This window comes from Pseudomonadota bacterium (genome assembly GCA_016927275.1).
GTDB lineage: Bacteria > UBA10199 > UBA10199 > 2-02-FULL-44-16 > JAAZCA01 > JAFGMW01.
Genome location: JAFGMW010000095.1, coordinates 47,045 through 67,127 on the forward strand (window position 1 = coordinate 47,045; position 20,083 = coordinate 67,127).

At 62.0% G+C, this 20,083-nt stretch carries 18 protein-coding genes; 3 read left to right on the forward strand and 15 right to left on the reverse strand.

Annotated features, from left to right (window positions below; all coding sequences use genetic code 11):
* Positions 1-46 precede the first annotated feature (46 nt).
* From JXA24_06650 to rplU, 10 genes are all read right to left on the reverse strand, one after another.
* The gene (locus JXA24_06650; GenBank protein MBN1283431.1) at positions 47-820 is read right to left on the reverse strand and encodes a hypothetical protein; all 774 of its coding nucleotides are present in this window, start codon (positions 818-820) and stop codon (positions 47-49) included.
* An 84-nt stretch (positions 821-904) separates the two neighbouring features.
* Positions 905-2,293: a YchF/TatD family DNA exonuclease gene (locus JXA24_06655; protein ID MBN1283432.1), complete on the reverse strand. Its 1,389-nt coding sequence runs from the start codon at positions 2,291-2,293 to the stop codon at positions 905-907.
* Entirely contained in the window at positions 2,290-3,003 is a 714-nt protein-coding gene (locus JXA24_06660; GenBank protein ID MBN1283433.1) for a hypothetical protein, read from the reverse strand. Before JXA24_06660 ends, JXA24_06655 begins: the two co-directional genes overlap by 4 nt.
* 74 nt (positions 3,004-3,077) lie before the next feature.
* On the reverse strand, positions 3,078-3,860 hold the full coding sequence (locus JXA24_06665) for an inositol monophosphatase (GenBank protein ID MBN1283434.1): 783 nt from the start codon (positions 3,858-3,860) through the stop codon (positions 3,078-3,080).
* Positions 3,861-4,000: 140 nt separating this feature from the next.
* Entirely contained in the window at positions 4,001-4,675 is a 675-nt protein-coding gene (locus tag JXA24_06670) for a ComF family protein (GenBank protein ID MBN1283435.1), read from the reverse strand.
* Positions 4,676-4,756: 81 nt separating this feature from the next.
* Positions 4,757-6,973, reverse strand: a complete 2,217-nt coding sequence (locus tag JXA24_06675; protein ID MBN1283436.1) for a hypothetical protein — start codon at positions 6,971-6,973, stop codon at positions 4,757-4,759.
* Between the two features lie 76 nt (positions 6,974-7,049).
* Entirely contained in the window at positions 7,050-7,403 is a 354-nt protein-coding gene (gene rsfS, locus JXA24_06680) for a ribosome silencing factor (GenBank protein MBN1283437.1), read from the reverse strand.
* Positions 7,404-8,423, reverse strand: a complete 1,020-nt coding sequence (obgE, locus tag JXA24_06685; protein ID MBN1283438.1) for a GTPase ObgE — start codon at positions 8,421-8,423, stop codon at positions 7,404-7,406.
* 152 nt (positions 8,424-8,575) lie between these two features.
* Positions 8,576-8,836 carry a 50S ribosomal protein L27 gene (gene rpmA / locus JXA24_06690; GenBank protein MBN1283439.1) on the reverse strand — a complete coding sequence of 87 codons (261 nt, stop codon included), beginning with the start codon at positions 8,834-8,836 and terminating at the stop codon, positions 8,576-8,578.
* A gap of 57 nt (positions 8,837-8,893) precedes the next feature.
* Positions 8,894-9,205 (reverse strand): 50S ribosomal protein L21, encoded by a 312-nt coding sequence (gene rplU / locus JXA24_06695; GenBank protein MBN1283440.1) that lies wholly within the window; start codon positions 9,203-9,205, stop codon positions 8,894-8,896.
* A gap of 139 nt (positions 9,206-9,344) precedes the next feature.
* Between rplU and JXA24_06700 the strand changes: the two genes are divergently transcribed.
* Positions 9,345-9,560 carry a hypothetical protein gene (locus JXA24_06700; GenBank protein MBN1283441.1) on the forward strand — a complete coding sequence of 72 codons (216 nt, stop codon included), beginning with the start codon at positions 9,345-9,347 and terminating at the stop codon, positions 9,558-9,560.
* Between the two features lie 44 nt (positions 9,561-9,604).
* Here JXA24_06700 and JXA24_06705 read toward each other — a convergent pair whose 3' ends face one another.
* Together JXA24_06705 and JXA24_06710 are read right to left on the reverse strand one after the other, a co-directional pair.
* Positions 9,605-12,721 (reverse strand): hypothetical protein, encoded by a 3,117-nt coding sequence (locus JXA24_06705; GenBank protein MBN1283442.1) that lies wholly within the window; start codon positions 12,719-12,721, stop codon positions 9,605-9,607.
* A gap of 186 nt (positions 12,722-12,907) precedes the next feature.
* On the reverse strand, positions 12,908-14,269 hold the full coding sequence (locus JXA24_06710) for an ATP-binding protein (protein MBN1283443.1): 1,362 nt from the start codon (positions 14,267-14,269) through the stop codon (positions 12,908-12,910).
* A gap of 298 nt (positions 14,270-14,567) precedes the next feature.
* Here JXA24_06710 and JXA24_06715 point away from each other — a divergent pair, with 298 nt between their 5' ends.
* A complete protein-coding gene (locus JXA24_06715) occupies positions 14,568-15,122 on the forward strand; it encodes a hypothetical protein (protein ID MBN1283444.1) in 555 nt (184 codons plus the stop codon).
* A 134-nt stretch (positions 15,123-15,256) separates the two neighbouring features.
* Here the strand turns inward: JXA24_06715 and JXA24_06720 are convergent, their stop codons facing one another.
* A complete protein-coding gene (locus JXA24_06720; protein ID MBN1283445.1) occupies positions 15,257-15,487 on the reverse strand; it encodes a four helix bundle protein in 231 nt (76 codons plus the stop codon).
* Between the two features lie 9 nt (positions 15,488-15,496).
* Between JXA24_06720 and JXA24_06725 the strand changes: the two genes are divergently transcribed.
* Positions 15,497-15,736, forward strand: a complete 240-nt coding sequence (locus JXA24_06725) for a four helix bundle protein (GenBank protein MBN1283446.1) — start codon at positions 15,497-15,499, stop codon at positions 15,734-15,736.
* A 143-nt stretch (positions 15,737-15,879) separates the two neighbouring features.
* Here the strand turns inward: JXA24_06725 and JXA24_06730 are convergent, their stop codons facing one another.
* Complete coding sequence (locus JXA24_06730; protein MBN1283447.1) at positions 15,880-17,394, reverse strand: Rne/Rng family ribonuclease; 1,515 nt, start codon at positions 17,392-17,394, stop codon at positions 15,880-15,882.
* Positions 17,395-17,432: 38 nt separating this feature from the next.
* Positions 17,433-19,955 carry a TIGR03960 family B12-binding radical SAM protein gene (locus tag JXA24_06735; protein MBN1283448.1) on the reverse strand — a complete coding sequence of 841 codons (2,523 nt, stop codon included), beginning with the start codon at positions 19,953-19,955 and terminating at the stop codon, positions 17,433-17,435.
* Positions 19,956-20,083: the final 128 nt, after the last annotated feature.

Consider the following 20,083-nt stretch of genomic DNA (forward strand, 5'->3'; position numbering starts at 1 on the left):
AAAAAACCCCGGCATATGCCGGGGTTTTTTTGCGATCGGGCATAGACTACTCGCCGCCTGCCGCATCCTCGACCCTCGTGAGCCTGTAGACCTTGAACTCGTCCTTGTCCGGGCAGCCGTCGCCCTCGCACTCGATATCCCTGTACTGGCCCAGAAACTCCACGATGCCGTTGTACATCGCCACCGCCTCCCTCGCCTGCCCCCGGAGGATCTCCGGCATCCTGCCGGTGTCGGTCTTGAGATAGGACTTCCTCTCGGCGCACCCGCCCCCGCCGCCGATCTTCGCCATGCCGCAGAGATTGTCGAAGACCTCGTAGAACTCCTTGCCCAGCCGGTAGCCGACCCCCTTCGAGGAGCCGGAGCCCCTGATCCTCTCGATGTCGATTCCCAGGATGTTCGAGTCGCTGAATATGCCCGCGCCCTCCAGGTGCCCCACGACGTCGTGCTTCCAGTAGTCGGCGCTGAACTCCAGCTCGCTCGATAAAAGGCCGCCCACGGCCCCGTTTTCCTTCCACCTCTCCAGGACCTTCCCCGCCATCTTGAGCTTGTTGTAGAGGTTGAAGAACATCCTGATGCCGTCCGCCTTCGACGGCTCCATGATCCCTTTTTTCACGAACGCATCGACGACCACGTCCTGAAAATAGAGCGACGCCACGCCTCCTTCGACTCCCTCGTGAAGCGAGAAATCGTTACGGTCCAGTATTCTGAACGGCGCCCGCTCGTCATGGCTCTTGAGAAAGCAACCGAGATCTTCGTCCTCGACAGCTATCTCCAGATAGCGGTCCACTATCCTGTTCACGCAGACATCTTTCGGCTCCATGCGCACCTCCTCGCCGGCCGCCTGCAATAAAAAGGCCGGACGATTACTTTCTCGGCGCTGTCGAATATTTGTTGCGGGGTTTTTTCAGCCCACGCTCATGTACTCCCTGACCCTCAGCAAGACCCCGATATCATTGGCTTTTTTTCGGCAGGCCTCGATGTCCAGGCCGGGCAGGGCAACGACGGTCACGACCACCTCGGGTATGCACCTCTTCGCCTCGAGGACGAAATCGAGCATGGCCGCGTAGGCCTTCTCGCCGAACCTCGAGGGGCAGATCGACGCATGGGAGGCCGCATCGGCCGCGTTCATGGAGACCGACACGGAGTCTATGAGCCCGGCGAGTTCCGGGACCACGTTGCGGCCGTAGACGAGGTTGGCCAGCCCGTCGGTGTTGAGCCTCACCTTCTTCGCGCCGCGCTCCTTCATCCTGCGCGCGATGACCTTGAGCACCTCCAGCCTGAGCGTGGGCTCGCCGTACCCGCAGAACACCACCTCGTCGAACGTCTCAGGCTGTCCCACTGCCTGGAATATCTGCTCCACGTCCGGCTCGTGCTCGAGCTTGAGGTAGTAGCCCTTGACCTCGAAGTCGGTGAACTTGGGGCAGAAGGTGCACGCCATGTTGCAGCGGTTGGTGATGTTGAGATAGAGCGAGTTGCGTATCCTGTAGGCGATGCTCGTCTCCATCTCGCAGCCGGGCAGCCCGAAGAGGCGCCTGGCGTTCAGCGTCGTGACGCGCGCGACGTCCTCGATCGCGACCTTCTTGATGCGCGCGATCTCCCCGGCCACCTCCGCCACGTACGCCGGCTCGTTGCGGCCGCCCCTGTGCGGCTCGGGCGCGAGATAGGGGCAGTCGGTCTCGAGAAGGATCCTCTCGAGCGGGACCCCCGCCACGACCTCCCTGAGGACCTTCGCGTTGCGGAAGGTGACCACGCCCGGCACCGAGATGAAAAAACCCTCCTTCACGATGCGCCTGGCGAGGGCGAGGTCACCGGAGAAACAGTGGAACACGCAGCCCCTCTTCGGGGCGCCGGTCTCCTCGATCACCTTCATCGCCTCTTCGATCGCCTCGCGCGCGTGAATCACCGCCGGCTTGTCGACGCGGATGGCGAGCTTCATCAGCTGGCGGAACCTGTGCGCCTGACTCTCGGGGTCGGAATGCCTGCGGAAGAAATCGAGACCGATCTCTCCTATTGCCACACACTTCGGGTCCCGGGCCATAGCCTCTAGATCGGCGATCCACGAGTCGTCCATCTTGTCCGCATCGTTGGGGTGCACGCCCACCGTGGCGAAGAGCCTCGGGTCTGTCCGCGCCAGGTCCAGCGCCGCGCGGTTGCCCTCGAGGCCCGCGCCTGCGCCCACGAGCACGATCTGGGACAGACCGGCCTCCCAGGCGCGGGCGAGGACCTCCTCCCTGTCTTTTTCGAACTCCGGGAATGTGAGGTGGGCGTGGGTGTCGACGAGCTCGATCTTCATCGCGTCCCTTCGGTGATCTCCTCCGGCTCGGCATGCCCTGCGGCGTCGCCGGCCAAGGCCGGGTTCTCCCTGTCGAATGCCTCCATGAGCCGCGAGAACAGGGAGACGAACTCCTCCTCGCCCGAGGCGACGGCGAACTCATTCGCCTCCGACAAAAAACGCCTGCAAACCTCCAGCGCGGCGCCGCGGCGCATCAGCCCCTCGACGAGGGCGAGGTCTATGTTCTTCGCGGAGACGAACCCCTTGAACCCGTCGCCCATGGACCTGCCCAGCATATCCGCCGCCTTTCTCCTGTCGCCCTTCTTGAGATAGGCGAGCCCCATCGTAGTGTACGCCTGATGGGCGAAGACAGGGTTGCCGGGGATGAGATCCAGGACCTTCTTCGCCTTGCGGACCGCCTGGTCGTACTCGGCGAACTGCTCTATGAGGAGCCTGGCCGAGATGATCTTGAGGGCCGGGTCCCTGGGCAGGAGCTTCTCAGCGCGCTCGTAGTGCTTCCAGGCGGTCTTGAACTCGCCCTGCACCTTGAAGAGCACGCCCATCACCGAGTGGTAGAGCGCGACTGCCGCGTCGTCGTCGGTGCGGGACATGGTCCCGGCGAGCAGCTTCTCCGCGTCGGCGTACTGCTTCGCGGCGATGAGCTCGAAGGCGCGGTAGCAGACGTCGCTCGCGCTTACCGGTATCGGGTCCTTCTTGTTGGGATCGATCATCGGACACCTCTTTTCGTGACTCGTAACTCGTGACTGGTAAAACCTTGTGTTTCACGCCAGTCACGAGTCACTAGTCACGAGTCACGTTTCTTGAGCACTTGAATCATCCCCTCATGCAGCCTGCCGTTCGATGCCAGGATCTCCGTGCCGTACAGGTCGAAGGGCGATCCGTCGAACGCGGTCACCCTGCCCCCGGCCTCCGCTATGATGCAGGCGCCAGCCGCCATGTCCCACGGTTTCAAGAACATCTCCCAGAACCCGTCCACCCGGCCGCAGGCGACCCACGCCTGGTCGATCGACGCGGAGCCGGGCCTGCGCACCGCCTGCGCCCTCCTCGCGAATCTGCCGAAGTTGTCGAGGTTCGTGAGCCCATCCTCCCTGTGCACGCTGTAGGCGAAGCCGGTGGCCAAAAGCGCCCTGTCCATGGACGCAGTGGCGGACACGGCTGTGCGACGGCCGTTGAGGCGCGCCCCCTGCCCCCTCTCAGCCGAGAAGATCTCGTCGCGGTTCGGGTCGTATATCACCCCCGATGTGATATCGCCGCCGACCTCCGACGCGATGGCGAGGCAGAATATCGGAATCCCGTGCGAGTAGTTGATCGTCCCGTCGAGCGGATCGATTATCCAGCGGCGGCTCGCCTTTCCGGACGGACGCTCCCCCTCCTCGGCCAGGATGTCGTCGCCGGGAAAGCTCTTCCTCATCTCGGAGACTATGAACTCCTCGCACATCCGGTCCACGTCGGTGACGATGTCCCACGCGTCCTTGTGCTCGACGCGCCTTTGCCCCCCCAGGTGCTCCATCTGGATGCTGCCCGCGGCCCTGGCGATCTCCGATATCCTCTCCAGCTCCGATGTCATAAGAATCCTTTGAATTTACAAGAAGATAGCACGCAGCAAGCCGGGAGGTCAAGCATGTCAGAATATCACCAGGAGTAAATTCGCCCCCTCACCCTCCCCTCTCCCTCGAGGGGAGAGGGTTAGGGAGAGGGTGGTCATTGTCACAGTGCCCTCGCCACCGTGATTGCATCCACGCGGCCGGCTCCCGCCTTCATGAGGGCGCGGGCGCATTCGTTGATCGTGGCGCCGGTTGTCATGACGTCGTCGACCACGAGCAGCGATCTCCCCTCTATCTTCTTCGCGCGCCCCGCGTTCGCGGCGAACGCGCCCCTCACGTTCTCGATCCTCTCCTGCCTCCCCTGCCCCACCTGCCTCTCCACGCTGCGCACGCGGACGACGAGTCCGGGATCGAAGCGCATCCCGCAACCCCTCGCGAGCGCCCTCGCCAGCAGCGCCGGCGCGTTCGCTCCCCTGCCCACGACCCGGAGCCCCTGCATGGGCACGCAGGTGACCGCGTCGTGCGCGCCGATCTCGCCGAGCGCGCGCTCGAGCTCCCTTGCGAAGAACGGGAGCGCGAAGATCTCGCCCTCGTACTTGAGGGACCAGAGGGCGCGCCTCACCGGATCCTCATGGGCGAAACAGGAGCGGGCCCTCCCCACCCAGACCCGCCACGGGAGGTCGATCAGCGCGTCAGAGGCAAGCCGGTTGAGCCTGGGCTCGCACCCTGCGCAGGCGGAGTGCGCCGAGCGGGAGCGCTCGCCGCACAAGGGACACCGCGGGGGATAGAGGAGGTCGAGCGCCGATCGAACGATTCGCCTTGCGGGATGCCGTTTCATCGCAAGAGGAGATCACACCAAAAAAACGCCGCGCGCCAGAGGAATCTTCACACAGGACTCACAGCGGACCCGGACACGGTTTCACCGCCATGCCGGCATCGCGGCCGCGCCTGCGGAGAGGGCCCAGGAGCCGGAAGAAAAGACCGTCGGCTCCCAGTGCGAGATCGATCTTATCGGCCTGAGCTCCACCGCGACCACCCGCCTCTGGGCGAGCGACGCGTCCGCGAACGACGACCACGCCTCCTCGCCGGTGCGAAGGTCCGCCCCGGAGACGCCGGCAAGGTGAGGCCGCCTCGCGAGAGCTCTCTGACCGTCGCTGATCTTGCCGTTGAACTGGTCCCTGACCGCCCTGCGGCTCCGCGGGATGCGCCCCTTCGATGCCTTGTGCGCAGCGTCGAAGAAATAGGAGCGGAGCCATATCATCAGTTCATGCACGGGAAGGCCAAAACTCCCCATCATCTCGTGGGCCCTCGTCATCGTGTCTCCGCCCGCGCAATAGAGCTGCATGGCGCCGCACCAGTCCCTGTCCTCGGCGAGGCGGCGCGCCGCGACCGCCACGGTGAGGGCCGCCCTGTAGGGGTGGCCCATCTTGATCGTCGCGCTGGCGCCCTCGAGCGCCTGCATATGGATGTTTTTCCCGGCCGGCATGCCTGCGGCCGCGGTCTCGATCGCGGTCTCGGGTTCGATCCCGGCGAGCACCCCGAGATATGCGAAGGCCACGGCGTTCCTCAGATCCATCCTGGCATTCGGCCGGTATTCCCCGCCCAGCCTGTCGGCGATCTGCTCCGCCATCTGCGATGCCGTGAGCGTCGGGGCCTCCGTGTCGAGCTTTGCCCTCTCCGCCTCCACGATCCCCTTCATCGAAGGGGCGTACCGGTTGAGCAGCTCCTGCGCGGCGGCTCCGCCGCGCCTGAGGCGCGCGATCGTGTGCTGCAGGTGGTAGAAGGAGAGCCTGGACTCCAGCGGGATGTCGTTGCCGAGCATGAGAACCATCCTGCCCATCTCGGCGATGTTCTGGAACTGCGCGTCCTCGATGAAAAGGGGGTCGCGGGCCTCCATGGCCTCGGCAAAGACCCTCTGGAGGATTCGCTCGATCGCCTCGGGCCTAAACTCCCCGCCCGCTTTACTGGAGGCGGGGTCGGAGAGGATGTCGTCGACCCAGTGCTGCTTTGCACCGCCCGACAGCTCGCGGCGCAACTCATCGACGGTCCCGTCGAAGCCGACATCCTTCAGCCTCTCAGGTCCCCCATCGATCGCCTCCGATTCCGCCATCGCCCTTTCGAAAAACTCGAGTTTCTTGAAGTCCAGCCCCCTGTTGAACTCCGCGTCCCCGTTCCTGTGCAGATCCAGGAGGGTGCCCGCGTTTATGTCGAGCGTCACCGCGTCCTCGATGCTGCCGCTGTTCAGCTGGAGCGTGGAGATCATCGTCATCGCGGCCGCGTCCCTCCCCGGGCTTCCCCCGAACCACTTCAAAGCCTTGGCCGGATCGGTCAGCATCTGGCTGACCACGGCCGGGTAGTACGACGCGCAGTCGGAGAATATCTCGTAGACCCCGGCCTCGTCGAATCCGGCCCTGAGCGACATCATCATGAAGTCCACGAGACTCGAGAAACTCACGTCCGCCACGTGCCTGGCCACCGGCCTCCCGAATTGCGGCATCTCGTCCCCCAGGAGGAAGGCGGCCGATTGGGCCATTATCCTCATCCTGAAGAACTCCGGGTTCACAGCCCCCTCGTGGCGCCGCGCCTCCTCGAATCCCCGGAGCGACGAGTAGATCCAGGCGTAAGCCAGCCCCTCCGGATCCAGCGAGAGCCCCGACGCGATCGCGTGGACCTCCGCGTGCCCCCTCGGCAGCGCCGACCCCTCCGCATAACGGGCCATCGCCTCCGGCGCCGCTTTGGCGTCGCGGGCCATCGCGCCGACGTTGCCGTCGAACCTCAGATAGAGGATCTCCGAGAGTATCTTCGCGAACTCGTCGCGCTGCATGCGCAGGTCGACGAGGTCGGCGAGCGAAGGCATGTGCGGCTGGAACTCAGAGGTCTCGTCGAAGAGCGACGCGATGCCGGGGAGGGGCCGCATCAATGCGTTCACGTCGTGCAGATAGTCCCTCGGCGGCTCCCCGAGTACGAACGGGTCCCAGGCGCCGTCGTCGGCCGCCGCCTCCGGACCGCGCGCGAGCACCGAACCGTCGAGGTCCAGGGCGCCGAGCATGAAGGACGGCCCGTCCTGAGGGGCTGCCGGCAGGATGTTCTCGTCAAAAGACCTGAAAGGATACTGCACGCGATAGGTGTCGGACATAGCGCCTCCCGATCAAGGTTGAAAGCCCGGCCCCATGTCTCGGCCGGACCGCAGAAATGTTGCCTGAAAAATTCGCTCAGCCGTTGATGCCCTTGAAGACCACCCTCGGCGCGTCGAACCAGAGCTTCTCGAGCTGGTAGTGTTCCCGGTCCGCCTGGTAGAAGACGTGGGTCACCACGTCGCCGTAATCCAGGAGCGCCCAGCGGCCCGAGCGCACCCCCTCCTCGCCGATCGGCCTTCGGCCGGCATCCTTGAGCCCCTCCTCTATCGCCTCGGCTATGGCCTGGACCTGCCGGTCGGAGCTCCCGCTCGCTATCACGAAGAAGTCGGTGAAGCTCGTGAGCTTTCGCAGGTCCAGCACGGCTATGTCCATCGCCTTGTGGTCGGAGGCGATCTTCGCGATCCTGCGCGCCAGCGTGCGAGTGGTCATCTATTCCTCCCGTCCCTTTGCTCCCCGCAGGGCCTTCGCCACCTCTGTCAGAAGCTCGCCCAGCCCCTCGTGGGTGGGGGCCGATATCGCAATCGCCCGCCCAACCCCGACGCGGCTGAGCCCGGCCTCCGCCTCCGCCCTTCGCTCGCGCGCCTCGGGCAGGTCCATCTTCGTGAGCACCACTATCTCCGGCCGCCCGCGGAGTTCCTCGCTGTACGCGCCGAGCTCGCCCCTGATGGCGGAGTAGCCGGCCGCCGCGTCCTCGTGCGAAGGGTCGGTCGGGTCTATGAGGTGGAGTATTATGCGCGTCCTCTCTATGTGCTTGAGAAACTGTATCCCCATGCCCGCGCCCTCGTGCGCTCCCTCTATGAGCCCCGGGATGTCCGCGATCACGAAGCCCGCTCCGTCGGGGCCCTTCGCCATCCCGAGGCACGGGGTCTTCGTCGTGAAGGGATAGGCGGCGATCTTCGGCCTCGCGTTCGACAGCGCGGAGATCAGCGTGGACTTGCCCGCGTTTGGCAGCCCCACGAGCCCCACGTCCGCCAGCAGCTTGAGCGTAAGCCTGAGTCTGCGCCTCTCCCCCTTCGTCCCGGGCGTGTGCTCCCTCGGCGCCTGGTGGGTGGAGGAGGCAAAGCGCATGTTGCCCAGCCCCCCCTTGCCGCCGGCGGCGGCCGTCCATTCGATGCCGGGCCTGTCCAGGTCGGCCAGGATCTCTCCGGTGTCCGCGTCGTGAACCTCTGTCCCGGCGGGGAGGCGGACCAGGCAGGACTCCCCCGCGGCGCCGTACATCTGTTTTCCCTTTCCGTGTCCCCCGCGGCCCGCCTTGAAATGCCTCTTGTATCGCACGTCCATGAGGGTGGTGAGGCCGCCGTCGGTGCGGAAGACGACGCTCCCGCCGTCGCCGCCGTCGCCGCCGTCCGGGCCCCCGCGCGGGACGTACTTCTCCCTGCGGAAGCTCGCGCACCCGTTGCCGCCGTCGCCGGCCGTCACTTCAATTATGGCTTCGTCGATGAATTTCATAAAATCCGTGACTCGTGACTGGTGACTCGTGACAGATAATAAAAAAGATGCGGAGGTCACCGGTCACTTGTCACATGTTACGTGTTACGGCCTCGCAAGAAAAAACCCTCTGACGGGCAGAGGGTCTCTATTCAGACTAAGGCCCGCAGCGGCTACTTTGCGGCGGGCACCACGTTCGCGAACTTTCTGTCGTTGCGGCCGTTGGTGAAATTGAGGACGCCGTCCGCGGTGGCAAAGAGAGTGTAGTCCTTGCCGATCCCCACGTTCTCGCCCGGATGGATCTTGGTGCCGCACTGCCTTATGATGATGTTGCCCGCGCGGACAAACTCGCCGCCGAAACGCTTCACCCCGCGGCGCTGGGCGTTGCTGTCGCGCCCGTTCTTCGCCGAACCTGCCGATTTTTTATGTGCCATGCTCTTATCCCACTTTCTCCGCTTCTTCGCTTCTTCGCTTCTCAGCCTCTCGGCTTCTTACGCATTTATCTTCGTGATCTTCAGCTCAGTGTACGGCTGGCGGTGGCCGACCTTCTTCTCGTAGCCCTTGCGCCTCTTCTTCTTGTAGACAAGGACCTTCTTGTCGCGCGCCTGGCGCACGATCGTGGCCTCGACCGATGCGCCCGAGAGGAGCGGCCGGCCGATCTTCGGCGTTCCGTTCCCGCCGATGAAGAGGACCTCGTCGAGCATGAGCGCCGCACCGGCCTCGCCGTCGAGTTTCTCGACCTTGAGGTTTGCGCCCTCGGTGACCTTGTACTGCTTTCCGCCTGTTTTGATGACTGCGTACACGGGAAACTCCCTTATTAATCAATCAATTTGCCCTGAGGGGCGGGCATCTCTAGCCCATATTCCGCTTTCAAGTCAAGGTTTTTTAGAGAAACCGAGCAACAAACAAGCCTTGTCTGCCGAGAATCATAGTGGAGGCGTTGTGAAAACCCTTTTATTCCTTATATGTACGTGCCTGGCCCTCATCGCAGCACCGTGCTATGCCCAGGAGAAAGAGAAATCGCCCGAGGAGCAGAAATCCCCGGTCCTGGCAGCCCTGCAGATGATAGCGGAGGGGACCACGATGCATGAGCGGACCGCCCCAAACGTGAGCTTCCACCTCGGCCCCACCAAGACCTTCATCACGATATCGTTTTGAGGGTTACCAGAAACAATCTGATAGTTACTGGTAGTTGTCCGGGTTTATGTGCCCGTGCGGAGCATCGCTGCGGCCGACATCATGGGCACCGCTGCGACCGAAGGCGCAAGCGGCCGGAAGGGCATCGCGAACGCAGGATTGATCTCAGGGAGCATCGAATCCCTGTACATCACCGCACCGGTGGCCAGTGGAGACGGCTTGGGGCGCTTCTCGTGGCGGTCGAGGAAGTGGACGCGAGCGCGGCCGATTCCAAGGCCCTGCGCATGCTCGACAATGTCCTCGTCGAACTCCGCAAGCCTCGCGAATCCGCCGGCAGTATAGGCCCTCTCCACGAGCAGGTGCTCCCTGCCCTCTTCATCGCGCGTCACCTCGAGCATGCGCCTGGCCATCACCTCGCCGTCTATTATGTGGTTCGCCAGCTTGAACTGGCCCCACATAAGCTTGTTCAGCGGCTGGCCGCGACCGTTCGTCGAGTCTGCGTAGAGACTCGATAGCCGCTGGCAGGTCTCGGTTGGGATCATGCCGTGAAACGCGATCTTTTCCACCAGCCCGGTTATCTCGGTGAGCGCCGCCTTCTTCGCCGTCTTCACGCCCCTGGTGAGGCCGGTGACGAGGTTCTTGAGATCGACGCGGGCATTGGCAAAGAGGTCGCCGTAGGTCTCGCGTATCTGTGCGTACCCCTTCTCCATGATGTCGTGGAGCCGCTTCGCCTCCTCCATGTCCGCATCGCCGCTCTTCAGTTTCTCTGTCAGCGCACGCAGACCGTCCGGGAGCTCCTTGAATTCGCCGTCCGCTCCCGGCGTCGAGTTCACGTGCACGGCGAGCTGCCCTGCCGCCTGTCCCATCACAATGGCCTTCGCCTCGCTCTCGTCGACAGACTCGCCAGTGTTATGACGCAACTTCTTCCACTCCGTGCGCCAGCGCCCCACGAAATCAGGAGAAAACCCGAGCTGATCCCGCATCCTGTCGTATCGTTTCAGATAATGCAGATTACCTTCAAGGACAGGGCTCATGACGAGATCCGAGATCAGCGACCTGAGTATCCGGACCCCTTCCTCATCCATGAACGACGCGGACTGGGCAAACAGGAGCAGAAGGCCCTTGTCGGAGAGGAATCCGCGGACTTCCTGCGCATGGCGCCATTTCCTCGAGGACTCCCTGCCCTCCGGCTGCCCGTCCCTGAAGAGCAGGTCCACTGCCCTGTCGTCCCCGATCCTCTCGCGCAGGAATGCAAGGAGCGTCTTCTCGACACCTGACCTTAGGGCTGCCCGCGTATCGCCTTCCAGATCCCTGTGTGATCTGTAGAACTCCCTGCCCACCTCTTTCGGCAGCGAATCCAGCGCAGTCAGGGCCCTGAGCGTGCGAAGGGTGTTGCGCACGGACTTCCACTTGCCGGGATCGGTCGCCTCGAACACCCTGCTCATCACTTCTATCTTCTCGAAGGTCCAATCGCCAAGCATGTCCAGGACCGTCATGACCGAGTCGCGAAATCCGATGAAACCCGGTTGAGCGGCAAAGCCGCGCAGGTTGCGCGCGGCTTTCTCCGAAAAGCCCATGAGCTCCAGGTCCGCTACCCAGCTGCCGGACTCGAACCCGGCCTTGAAGAATCCGACAGAGGAGAGGTGATAAAAAGTCTGCTTAAAAACACCGGCGAAGCATTTCTTATCACTACAATTCCCCATGTACCATCTCAGGGATTTGTCAGCCGCACTGGCGACCGGACCCTCTGCCCTGAATTTTCTGGCCAGCAACCCATATATATGGGCCACAGATTTAATCACCCTTGTCGAATGGATTTTGTAGCTGTACCCGGGATTCAGAATCTCTATAATAGTTTGTGCGCCCTTGTAGACCTCAGGTGAGTTGTCTTCGAGTCTGTGAGCAAAGCGCGCATACGCTTCCAGGACATCCGCCACAACATCTTCCGACTGATTCCACTCCAGCATAAGTCCGCGCATTGCCGCAGCGCCTTCATGGATCTCCGGTGCTCCCTCCGCGAACTTCTTCAACAGCGCCGAATAGACACGGGCTGCCAGGCTCCGCACACGCTGTTCAGGGTACCTCATCAGACCGCGCAGGGCCTCGGCCTCGCGATAGAACTCGGGCGATGCCCCTGCAAACCTCTCTGAAAGCCTGACATAGGCATCCGCCGCTGTACCGCGCACATTCTGTTGAGGGTCCATCATCAGCCCGCGCAGGGCCGCAGCCTCCTCATAGACCTCGGGCGAACCCACCGCGAACTTCATGCACAGCCTCTCATAGCCATGAATCTCCGCATTTGTTCGCACCGCCCTTTCAGGATCTGTCATCAGCCTGCGCAGGAGAAAGGCGCCCATATGGACGTCGGCCGAGTCCTCTTTGAATTTCGCCGACAGGATGCCATAGGTATAAGCTGCCTCGCTGCGCACATCCCATTCGGGATCTTTCATCAGCCTGCGCAATTCCGAGGCGCCCAGCGCGACCTCGGCCGAACCCTCTGCGAATCTATCTGACAGCATTTGGTAGGCAAGGATGGCGCGGACGCGTACACCCTGTTCGGTGTCCGCCATCAGCCTGCGCAGGGCAGCCGCCTCTCTGCAGGTCTCGGGCGACGCGTCTGCGAACCTCTCCGAAAGCTTCCCGTAGGTACCGGCGGATCTGTTGAGCACATCGCCCTCGGGGTCCGTCATCAGCCTGCGCAGGGCCTCGGCCTCGCGATAGACTCCTGCAGAGCCCTGAACGAATTTCTTCGACAACATCTTGTAGGCCTCGGCTGCATCGTAACGCACACCGTCTTTGGCATCCCTCATGAGCATGCGCAGGGCCGCAGCGCCGAGATAGACCTCGGCAGAGCCCTCGATGAACTTCTCCGACAGGGCCCCGTAGGTCCTGGCCGCAAACACGCGCTGGCCTTCCTTGTGGGAACGCATCACCCTGCGCAAAGCCTCGGCTTCGTTTATTACCTCGGGCGGCTCCACCGCAGCCGCTGTCGACTTCGGGCGGAATAGGGAGCCGACCAGCCCGGCTATTCCGCTGAAAAAGGTCTCGACCGGCCCGGCCCGCACGTAGGCGTCAACACCTCCCTCATCAAGCAGAGATGGATCGATCACGGAGGGCCGCGTATCGTCCTCTCTCGGACGCGCCAAAGGCCGCTCGGCCACTATTTTCACGTCGTCGGACATCCCCCGACTCCTGTGCGCGCCCGGACGGGCGCGGGAAAGGTCGAACATATATGTTATCGGCGGAATTTTGAGGAAGTTGCGGGATTTGGGAGAGCTGAAAGCGGGGATGATATATTTAAGGATATCAATGAGTTAAATATTAAGGAGCGATGGGAATGCGAACCAATGCGATGGTGAGGCGATTAACTACTTCTCCACCACATCGAATTGATCGAGGCAACCCGCGGAATAGAGGGGAATGGAAAGCAATCCATATTTCAACGAAACCCCATCTGGCAATGTCACGTCATGATGTTCAAGATTCAGATTTCCGCCATAAATTCGCACGCCGAAATCAGCGCCGCTGCGGTAAAGGTATTGATGCAGCGATTTGAGGGCCCCGTGGCTCCCAGCCTTCACCTCCACCGGGATGAGCCGTTCGCCCCTCTGCAGGAGAAAATCCAGCTGGGAGGTCGTATCCTTCTCTTCCCGAATCCAGAAATACGGCGTCACGCGATGATGCGCGTCCATCGCAAGCAGCTCCTGCCCCACAAATGCCTCGGCCAATCCGCCGCCGAACGCCGGATCCATCAACCGCTTCCGGACCTGATCTTCGGTGAGATTCAAGACATGCGTGCACAGCCCAATGTCGAGGTGCAGCGCCTTCGGCGCTGCCTTGGGCTTCTTCACAAGAGGCGCCAGAGTCCGCGTCGTGGGCCAGACGCGTTCGACGAGCATAGCCTCATGGAGAATGGAAAATGCATTTGAAATATCTTTAGATCGCGTCTGATCTTCGGAGAGACGCGAATATTTGATGCGCACGCCGATCTGAAACGGGACACGATCCCAGACGAGTTTGAGATGCTCCACCTCGGAGCGCTTCGAGTACTTGACGAAGTCGTCATGAAAGGAAGAATGCAGCGCATCGTGGACGACCCGGACATCTTTGATGCTCTTCGTCTCCACATAGCGACCGACTGCCTCAGGCATACCGCCCACGGTCATATAGAGCGCCACCAGCCCCAGGAGTTTTTCATGCACAGGCTGAGGAATAGTGCGGCCGATGCGCTGGCCGCGCATCTCCTTCAGGATAAGGTCCTCGCCCAGCGCTTCAAGGAATTCCTCGAACGTCACAGGATACAGATACCGGAATTCGACCCTTCCCACCGGGAACGACCACCCTTCATCCTTCATGCGCACTTCGAGCAGCGAACCGGCTGCAATGACGTGGAGACCCGGCATCTCTTCGTAAAAATATCTTAGGAGTTTAATCGCAGATACGGAGTTCTGGATCTCATCGATGAAAAGCAGAGTCTCGCCCGGAACGATGCGTTGATTGGTCACTCCTTCGATGCTCCGGACGATATCGCGGATATCGGAAACCTCGGCAAAGATGCGGCGAAGGGCGTCCTTTTCCAGATTCAACTCGATAAAACTGTTGAACTGCCCGGCAAATTGGTGGACCAGCGTCGTCTTCCCGGTCTGACGTGCACCGCGGATGACCAAGGGCTTTCGGTGGGCCCCATTTTTCCATTCATTTAGTGATGCCTCCAGATGGCGTCTAAACATGACAAAATACTACCAAAAGATGAGGTTCTTTACAACGTAATTATTCCTATAGATGAGGTTCTTTTCACTTCTCCATCCTATAAACCGCTGCAAACAGCACTTTTCGCCGAAAACTGCCAACAGGATGACATATTTCCAGTGTGGGGCGATTGTTTCCTGACGTCCCCGTGCGCAACATCATTCCAGCCGACATCATGGGCATGGTCGCGGCTGCAAGATGCACTCACGTCTTTTCGTTTGCTTCTCATGACGATTTGACATATATCAATTCTACCATTTTTTCCTCAAGGAGGTTTTTATGAAAAGGATAGTAGTTTATTTTTCGATAGTTGGTCTGTTGGTGCTCGCAGCAAAACCTGTGCGAGCCGAATCTGGAGAAGAACCCGGCAAATATTATGTTTATGTTCAAGCAGTGAACAACGGGGCCCCATTCGGCTTGCAAGAGTGTGATATGAAGGCATTTTACTGCGAAGCGGCCAACCCAGACAACTGCTGGAGTGCAAAGACTTACACAAGCGATCAGGGGGGCGCGCGTTTTTGGTTCCAGAAAGTTTTTCAGGACAGAGAAATGGGATACAATATTTATATTACCGCTACCCCTAAGATGAGTTATCTTCTCTCCAGCAAGACCTCCCCGGATTTCCTTGTTGATGCAGATCATTCCCCATACTCGTCATGGGAATCGAGATTTATATTTTATTTTGGCAAACCGGTAATAAAAAGGCTGACGACTAAAGACATAGAGATGGTTGGCACCCCGCAAGACATGAAACAAATGGTTAAAGGAGAACCGCATAGCGGCGAAGCGCATATCGAACGGTCATTGCGCAAAGTCGTGCCTTTACAAAAATGATTTTGGATAATCCTGAGTTGTTTTATTGATGCCCAAACAAATGCCCCGTATTTAGGGGGCATTTGTCTTTAATCCGGCACGATCCGGAATCGGCTGCTACAAGCACCCTTTCAAGGTTCGGCAAAGGGATTAAGTTATCTCATCAAGCCCCATAACATTTTGCTGATGGCCTCAAGGCGCGATTTGAGGGCGGCTGCCTCAACTGGCGTGAGCAGCCTGAAGGCGCGCATGAGGTCGATGCAAGCGCCTACTTCGGCCGAGCTGGCGCGGGCGATCGTAAAGAAGCGGAAAACACAGAGCTCAGAGAGCAGATTCAGATTGAGAAAACAGATTAAGAAAACGGCGCTCAGAACTCGCCCTACCATCGCCTTACCATCGCACTATCATCGTTTGATCATCGAACTATCATCGTATCTGTTTTTTTACCGGGCAACGGCAAACGTGCATACAGCCGCGAACGCCGCCGTTTCTTTCAAATCGCGCTCGGGTCGCTCGCCGAAACCAGCGCAGCACTCGATCTTGCGCTTGCCTTCGGCCTCATCACCTCTGCTGCGCAGGACTCGCTCAAATCGCGGCTCCAACTCGCATTCACGATGATTGAGGCCCTCCCATGAGCCTCAATCTTCTCTCTCAGCTCGGCTTTCGGTGTTTCGGTTCTCGGTGTCTCGGTTCTCGTCTTTTCGAGGTACTCGGTGGAAGGGGAAGGCGATGAAACTGCGATGGTGCTGCGATGATACGGCGATGATGAGGCGATTTTTTACTTCTCCATCACATCGAACTGCTCCACATGGTACTCCGCCACGCTCTTGATCTGGATGCGGCGGCCGAAGCGCTCCTCGAGCTGCTCGAGATAGGCGCGCTCCTCGTCGTAGAGGACGTCGGCGACCGAGGGGTGGCAGCAGACGAGGATCTGTTTGGACTTGAGCTCGGGCGCCTCGCGGGAGATCTCGCGGAAGATCTCGTAGCAGACCGTGATCGGGCTCTTGAGACACCCCTTGCCCTCGCAGTAGGGGCAGGTGTTGGTGAGCTGGCGGCGCAAATCCTCTCGCGTGCGCTTGCGCGTCATCTCCACGAGGCCGAGGTCCGAGATCTTGCTGATGGTCGTGCGGGCACGGTCCCCCTTGAGCGCCTCCTTGAGCGCGTTCTGGACCTTCTGGCGGTCCGCGGCCCTCTCCATGTCGATGAAGTCGATGATGATGATCCCGCCGATCCCGCGGAGCCTCAGCTGATAGACGATCTCCTTGACCGCCTCGAGGTTGGTCTTGAGGATGGTGTCGTCCACGTTGCGCCGGCCCACGAAGCGGCCGGTGTTGACGTCGATGGCGGTGAGCGCCTCGGTCTGCTCGATGATGATGTAGCCTCCGCTCTTGAGCCAGACCTTGTGGCCCAGCGCGCGGGTGATCTCGATCTCGATTCCGAAGGCGTCGAAGATCGGCTCAGCGCCCCGATAGAGCTCCACCGCGCTCTCCCCCTTGGGCATGAACGAGCCCACGAACTCGCAGATCCGCTCGTGCGCATCGGGCGAGTCGACCACCACGCGGTCGATGTCCGGGGTGAACAGGTCGCGCACGACCCTGGAGATGACGTCGAGCTCCGCGTGCACAAGCGAAGGGGCCTTGGCCTTCGATGCGGCCTGCTCGATCTCCTCCCATGTCTTCGTGAGATAGCCGATGTCGTCCGCGAACTCCCGGTCCGCGACGCCCGAGGAGACCGTCCGCACGATGAAGCCGCCGGTGCCCTTGCGCAGCTTGTGGATCATGGAGCGCAGCCTCGTGCGCTCCTCGTGGTCGCCTATGCGGCGCGAGACGCCCACGTGGTTGATGGTCGGCATGTAGACGAGGAAGCGGCCCGGCAGGGAGACGTGCGAGGTGACCCGCGCGCCCTTGGAGCCGAGCGGCTCCTTCTCGACCTGCACGAGGATCTCCTGGCCGTCCTTGATTATGTCCTCGATCTTGCGGTGGCGGCCGCGGGGTGCCTTGGCCGGCAGCTCCACGTCCGCGAGCGACGACGGCAGCTCAGCCCCCTCCTCGTCGTAGCCGGCGAGGTCCTTGACCACGTCCGATGCGTGCAGGAACGCGGTGCGGTCGAGGCCGATGTCAACGAACGCCGCCTGCATGCCGGGCATCACGCGGGCGATCCTGCCCTTGTAGATGTTGCCGACCACCCCCTCCTCGCGCTTGCGCTCGATGGTGAGCTCGGTGACAACGCCGTTCTCGAGACGGGCGACCCGCGTCTCGCCGAGGGTGACGTTTATGATCAGTTCATTGGGCATAAAATTCCGTGACTGGTGACTGGTGACTGGCGTGATACTCATTGCTTCCAGTCAACAGAGACCTTTCTGACCTCCAGGCGCCGGGCCTGATCCTCCGGGATGCCGAAGACCCCCTGCAGGACCTCCGAGACCTTGAGCGCGGGGCGCCGCGAATTGAGCGTGAGCCTTAACACACCTGACTCCGACACGGCAAGCTCGTCGACGTACTCCCGAAGATCCACCGCGAGCGAGATCTCCTTGCGGACCCTGGAGAAAGGCAGCGGTTTATCCGACGCGAACAGCCCCAAAGCCGCTTCCCAGCCGACCGGCAGCGAGGAGGTCGCTGCCTCGTACATGGTCCTGTGAGTCGACTCCTCGATGGAGGGGTGCGACCCGTCGATTCGCACCGCGTCCAGGACCGCCATCCCCTCCGGCAGCCTCCCCTTCATGCTCTTTACGATCTCGACTGCATCGCGCTCTACCGCAAGCTCCACGTCGGCGAACTCGACCAGGCTCTCCACGCCGACGGGGACCGCCGGCCCCGCGGCGATGCGGGCCCTGGGGTGGAATCCCTGCGAGTAGGTCAGCGGGAGCCTGGATGCGCGGAAGCCCCGGCGGAGCGCGTCGAGCGCCTCGAGGTGGCCGAGGAACGCGGCCCGGCCGATTTTGCTGAACCGGATGCGATACCTGAAGACCGTGACTGGTGACCGGTGACTGGTGACTGGTAATTCTGGACCAGAAATCTGTGACTGACCGCCAGTCACTAGTAACGAGTCACGAGTCACGGGTGTTATACGATTCACCAGCCCCCTCTTCGGATCGCATATGCCGCAGGCGGAGCAGGCCCCCCCCGCGCAGTCCTCGGTGGCGAAAAGCGCCGCGGCGCGCCGCCTCTCCCTCTCGAGAAAATCGCGCGAGGGGCCGGCGCCGAGGCCCTCCCACGGGAAAACGCAATCGTCCGGCCGCGCCTCGAGATACCGGTTCGGATCGATCCCCGCCTCGGCGAACGCATCCATCCAGAGCGCGATGTCGAGGCGCTCGTCCCAGCCGTCGAAGCGCGCGCCCTTTTTCATGGCGATCTCTATCGCGTCCGCGAGCTCCCCGCCGCCGCGCGAGAACACCCCCTCGAGAAAACTCATCCTGGCGCTGTGCCAGCGGTACTCGAGCCCCGGGCCGCGCAGCGTCCTCTTGAGCCTGCGCTGGATCCTCTCCGTCTCCTCGATCGATATCTGCCCCTCCCACTGCAGCGGGGTGTGGGCCTTGGGCACAAAGGTGGAGGTGGAAACTGTGACCGTGGGCCTCCTGTGATGTTTTCTCCCTATGGCGAGGCAGCGGCGTGCGACCCTCTCGATCCCCTCGATCTCGGCCTCGGTCTCCCCGGGGAGGCCGATCATGAAGTAGAGCTTCACCGCCGAGAAGCCGCCGGCGAAGACCTTCTCGACCGACGAGTAGAGATCGTCGTCGGTGTTCCCCTTGTTCACGAAGCGACGCATCCGCTCGGTGGCGGCCTCGGGGGCCAGCGTGAACGAGCCTGCGCGGGCGCTCCCCATGGAGGCGACCACCCTTGGGGTGAGCGACTCGACCCTGAGGCTGGGGAGGGTGGCGTCCACCGAGAGCGCGCAGTCGCGCTGCACCGCCTCGAGCGCGCCCTCGAGCGGGGGCCAGTCGCCGATGGAGAGCGATAGGAACGAGAACTCCTCTTTGCCGCCGGCCTCTATCGCTTCGCAGGCGATCGACGCGGCCGCAGCGCCGGACCTCTGCCTCTGCGGGCGGTAAGTGTAGCCGGCCTGGCAGAATCTGCAGCCGCGCGTGCAGCCGCGCGCCGCCTCGACCGCGGCGCGCTCCTGCGTGGCCGCGTGGGCCACGACCTGTCTTGCAGGAAAAGGGATCGCATCCAGGTCTTCCACCCTGGCCATTCCCGGCGGCCGCGCTCCATCCGCATCGTGAATCGCGGGGACATAGACGCCTCTTATCGCGCTCAACGCCTCAAGCAGCCCGGCTCGATCTTGAATCGACCCCTTGACCTTTGACCTTTCAGCTCTGAGCTCCCTGACTGCGCGTGCGATCTCTACGGCCGCCCGCTCGCCGTCGCCGATCACGATCGCGTCGAAGAACGGGGCCACGGGCATGGGGTTGAACGCGCACGGCCCCCCTGCCACGACGACCGGATCGCCATCGCCCCTGTCGGAGGAGCGCAGCGGTACGCCGCCCAGCTCGAGGGCGGCCAGCGCGTTCGTGTAGGTGAGCTCATAGGCGAGGCTCACCCCCACGACGTCGAACTCCCGAAGGGTCCGCTGAGACTCGAGCGAGAAGAGGCCGATCCCCCGCCCCCTGAGCCCCTCCTCCATGTCCGGCCACGGCGAGAAGCACCTGTCCGCCAGCACCCCCTCCTCTGAATTGAGGAGGTGGTAGAGGATACAGACCCCCAGGTGGCTCATGCCGATCTCGTAAGCATCTGGAAATACAAGACAAAAACGGACATCGGCATCATCCCACCCCTTCGCGCGCGCGCCCACCTCGCCGCCCGCATAGCGGTATGGGCGGGCCACAGAGGCAATGAGATCGCGTATTTCCGGGCGCATGGCCGCGCTTGTAGCAGAAAGGCCTCACCCCTGGCAACCGGCTTTCGGGAAAATCGCGGGCCAGGGGGATATTCCTGCTTGATAACCGGACCTGAAAAAAGTTAGCAACTGCGCTCCGCTTCCTCCGA

What these genes read in the sequence shown, in the direction of transcription:
- JXA24_06650 (MBN1283431.1), bottom strand. Translation starts at nt 820, where the DNA reads ATGGAGCCGAAAGATGTCTGCGTGAACAGGATAGTGGACCGCTATCTG.
- JXA24_06655 (MBN1283432.1), bottom strand. Translation starts at nt 2,293, where the DNA reads ATGAAGATCGAGCTCGTCGACACCCACGCCCACCTCACATTCCCGGAG.
- JXA24_06660 (MBN1283433.1), bottom strand. Translation starts at nt 3,003, where the DNA reads ATGATCGATCCCAACAAGAAGGACCCGATACCGGTAAGCGCGAGCGAC.
- JXA24_06665 (MBN1283434.1), bottom strand. Translation starts at nt 3,860, where the DNA reads ATGACATCGGAGCTGGAGAGGATATCGGAGATCGCCAGGGCCGCGGGC.
- JXA24_06670 (MBN1283435.1), bottom strand. Translation starts at nt 4,675, where the DNA reads ATGAAACGGCATCCCGCAAGGCGAATCGTTCGATCGGCGCTCGACCTC.
- JXA24_06675 (MBN1283436.1), bottom strand. Translation starts at nt 6,973, where the DNA reads ATGTCCGACACCTATCGCGTGCAGTATCCTTTCAGGTCTTTTGACGAG.
- rsfS (MBN1283437.1), bottom strand. Translation starts at nt 7,403, where the DNA reads ATGACCACTCGCACGCTGGCGCGCAGGATCGCGAAGATCGCCTCCGAC.
- obgE (MBN1283438.1), bottom strand. Translation starts at nt 8,423, where the DNA reads ATGAAATTCATCGACGAAGCCATAATTGAAGTGACGGCCGGCGACGGC.
- rpmA (MBN1283439.1), bottom strand. Translation starts at nt 8,836, where the DNA reads ATGGCACATAAAAAATCGGCAGGTTCGGCGAAGAACGGGCGCGACAGC.
- JXA24_06705 (MBN1283442.1), bottom strand. Translation starts at nt 12,721, where the DNA reads ATGTCCGACGACGTGAAAATAGTGGCCGAGCGGCCTTTGGCGCGTCCG.
- JXA24_06710 (MBN1283443.1), bottom strand. Translation starts at nt 14,269, where the DNA reads ATGTTTAGACGCCATCTGGAGGCATCACTAAATGAATGGAAAAATGGG.
- JXA24_06715 (MBN1283444.1), top strand. Translation starts at nt 14,568, where the DNA reads ATGAAAAGGATAGTAGTTTATTTTTCGATAGTTGGTCTGTTGGTGCTC.
- JXA24_06720 (MBN1283445.1), bottom strand. Translation starts at nt 15,487, where the DNA reads ATGGTAGGGCGAGTTCTGAGCGCCGTTTTCTTAATCTGTTTTCTCAAT.
- JXA24_06730 (MBN1283447.1), bottom strand. Translation starts at nt 17,394, where the DNA reads ATGCCCAATGAACTGATCATAAACGTCACCCTCGGCGAGACGCGGGTC.
- JXA24_06735 (MBN1283448.1), bottom strand. Translation starts at nt 19,955, where the DNA reads ATGCGCCCGGAAATACGCGATCTCATTGCCTCTGTGGCCCGCCCATAC.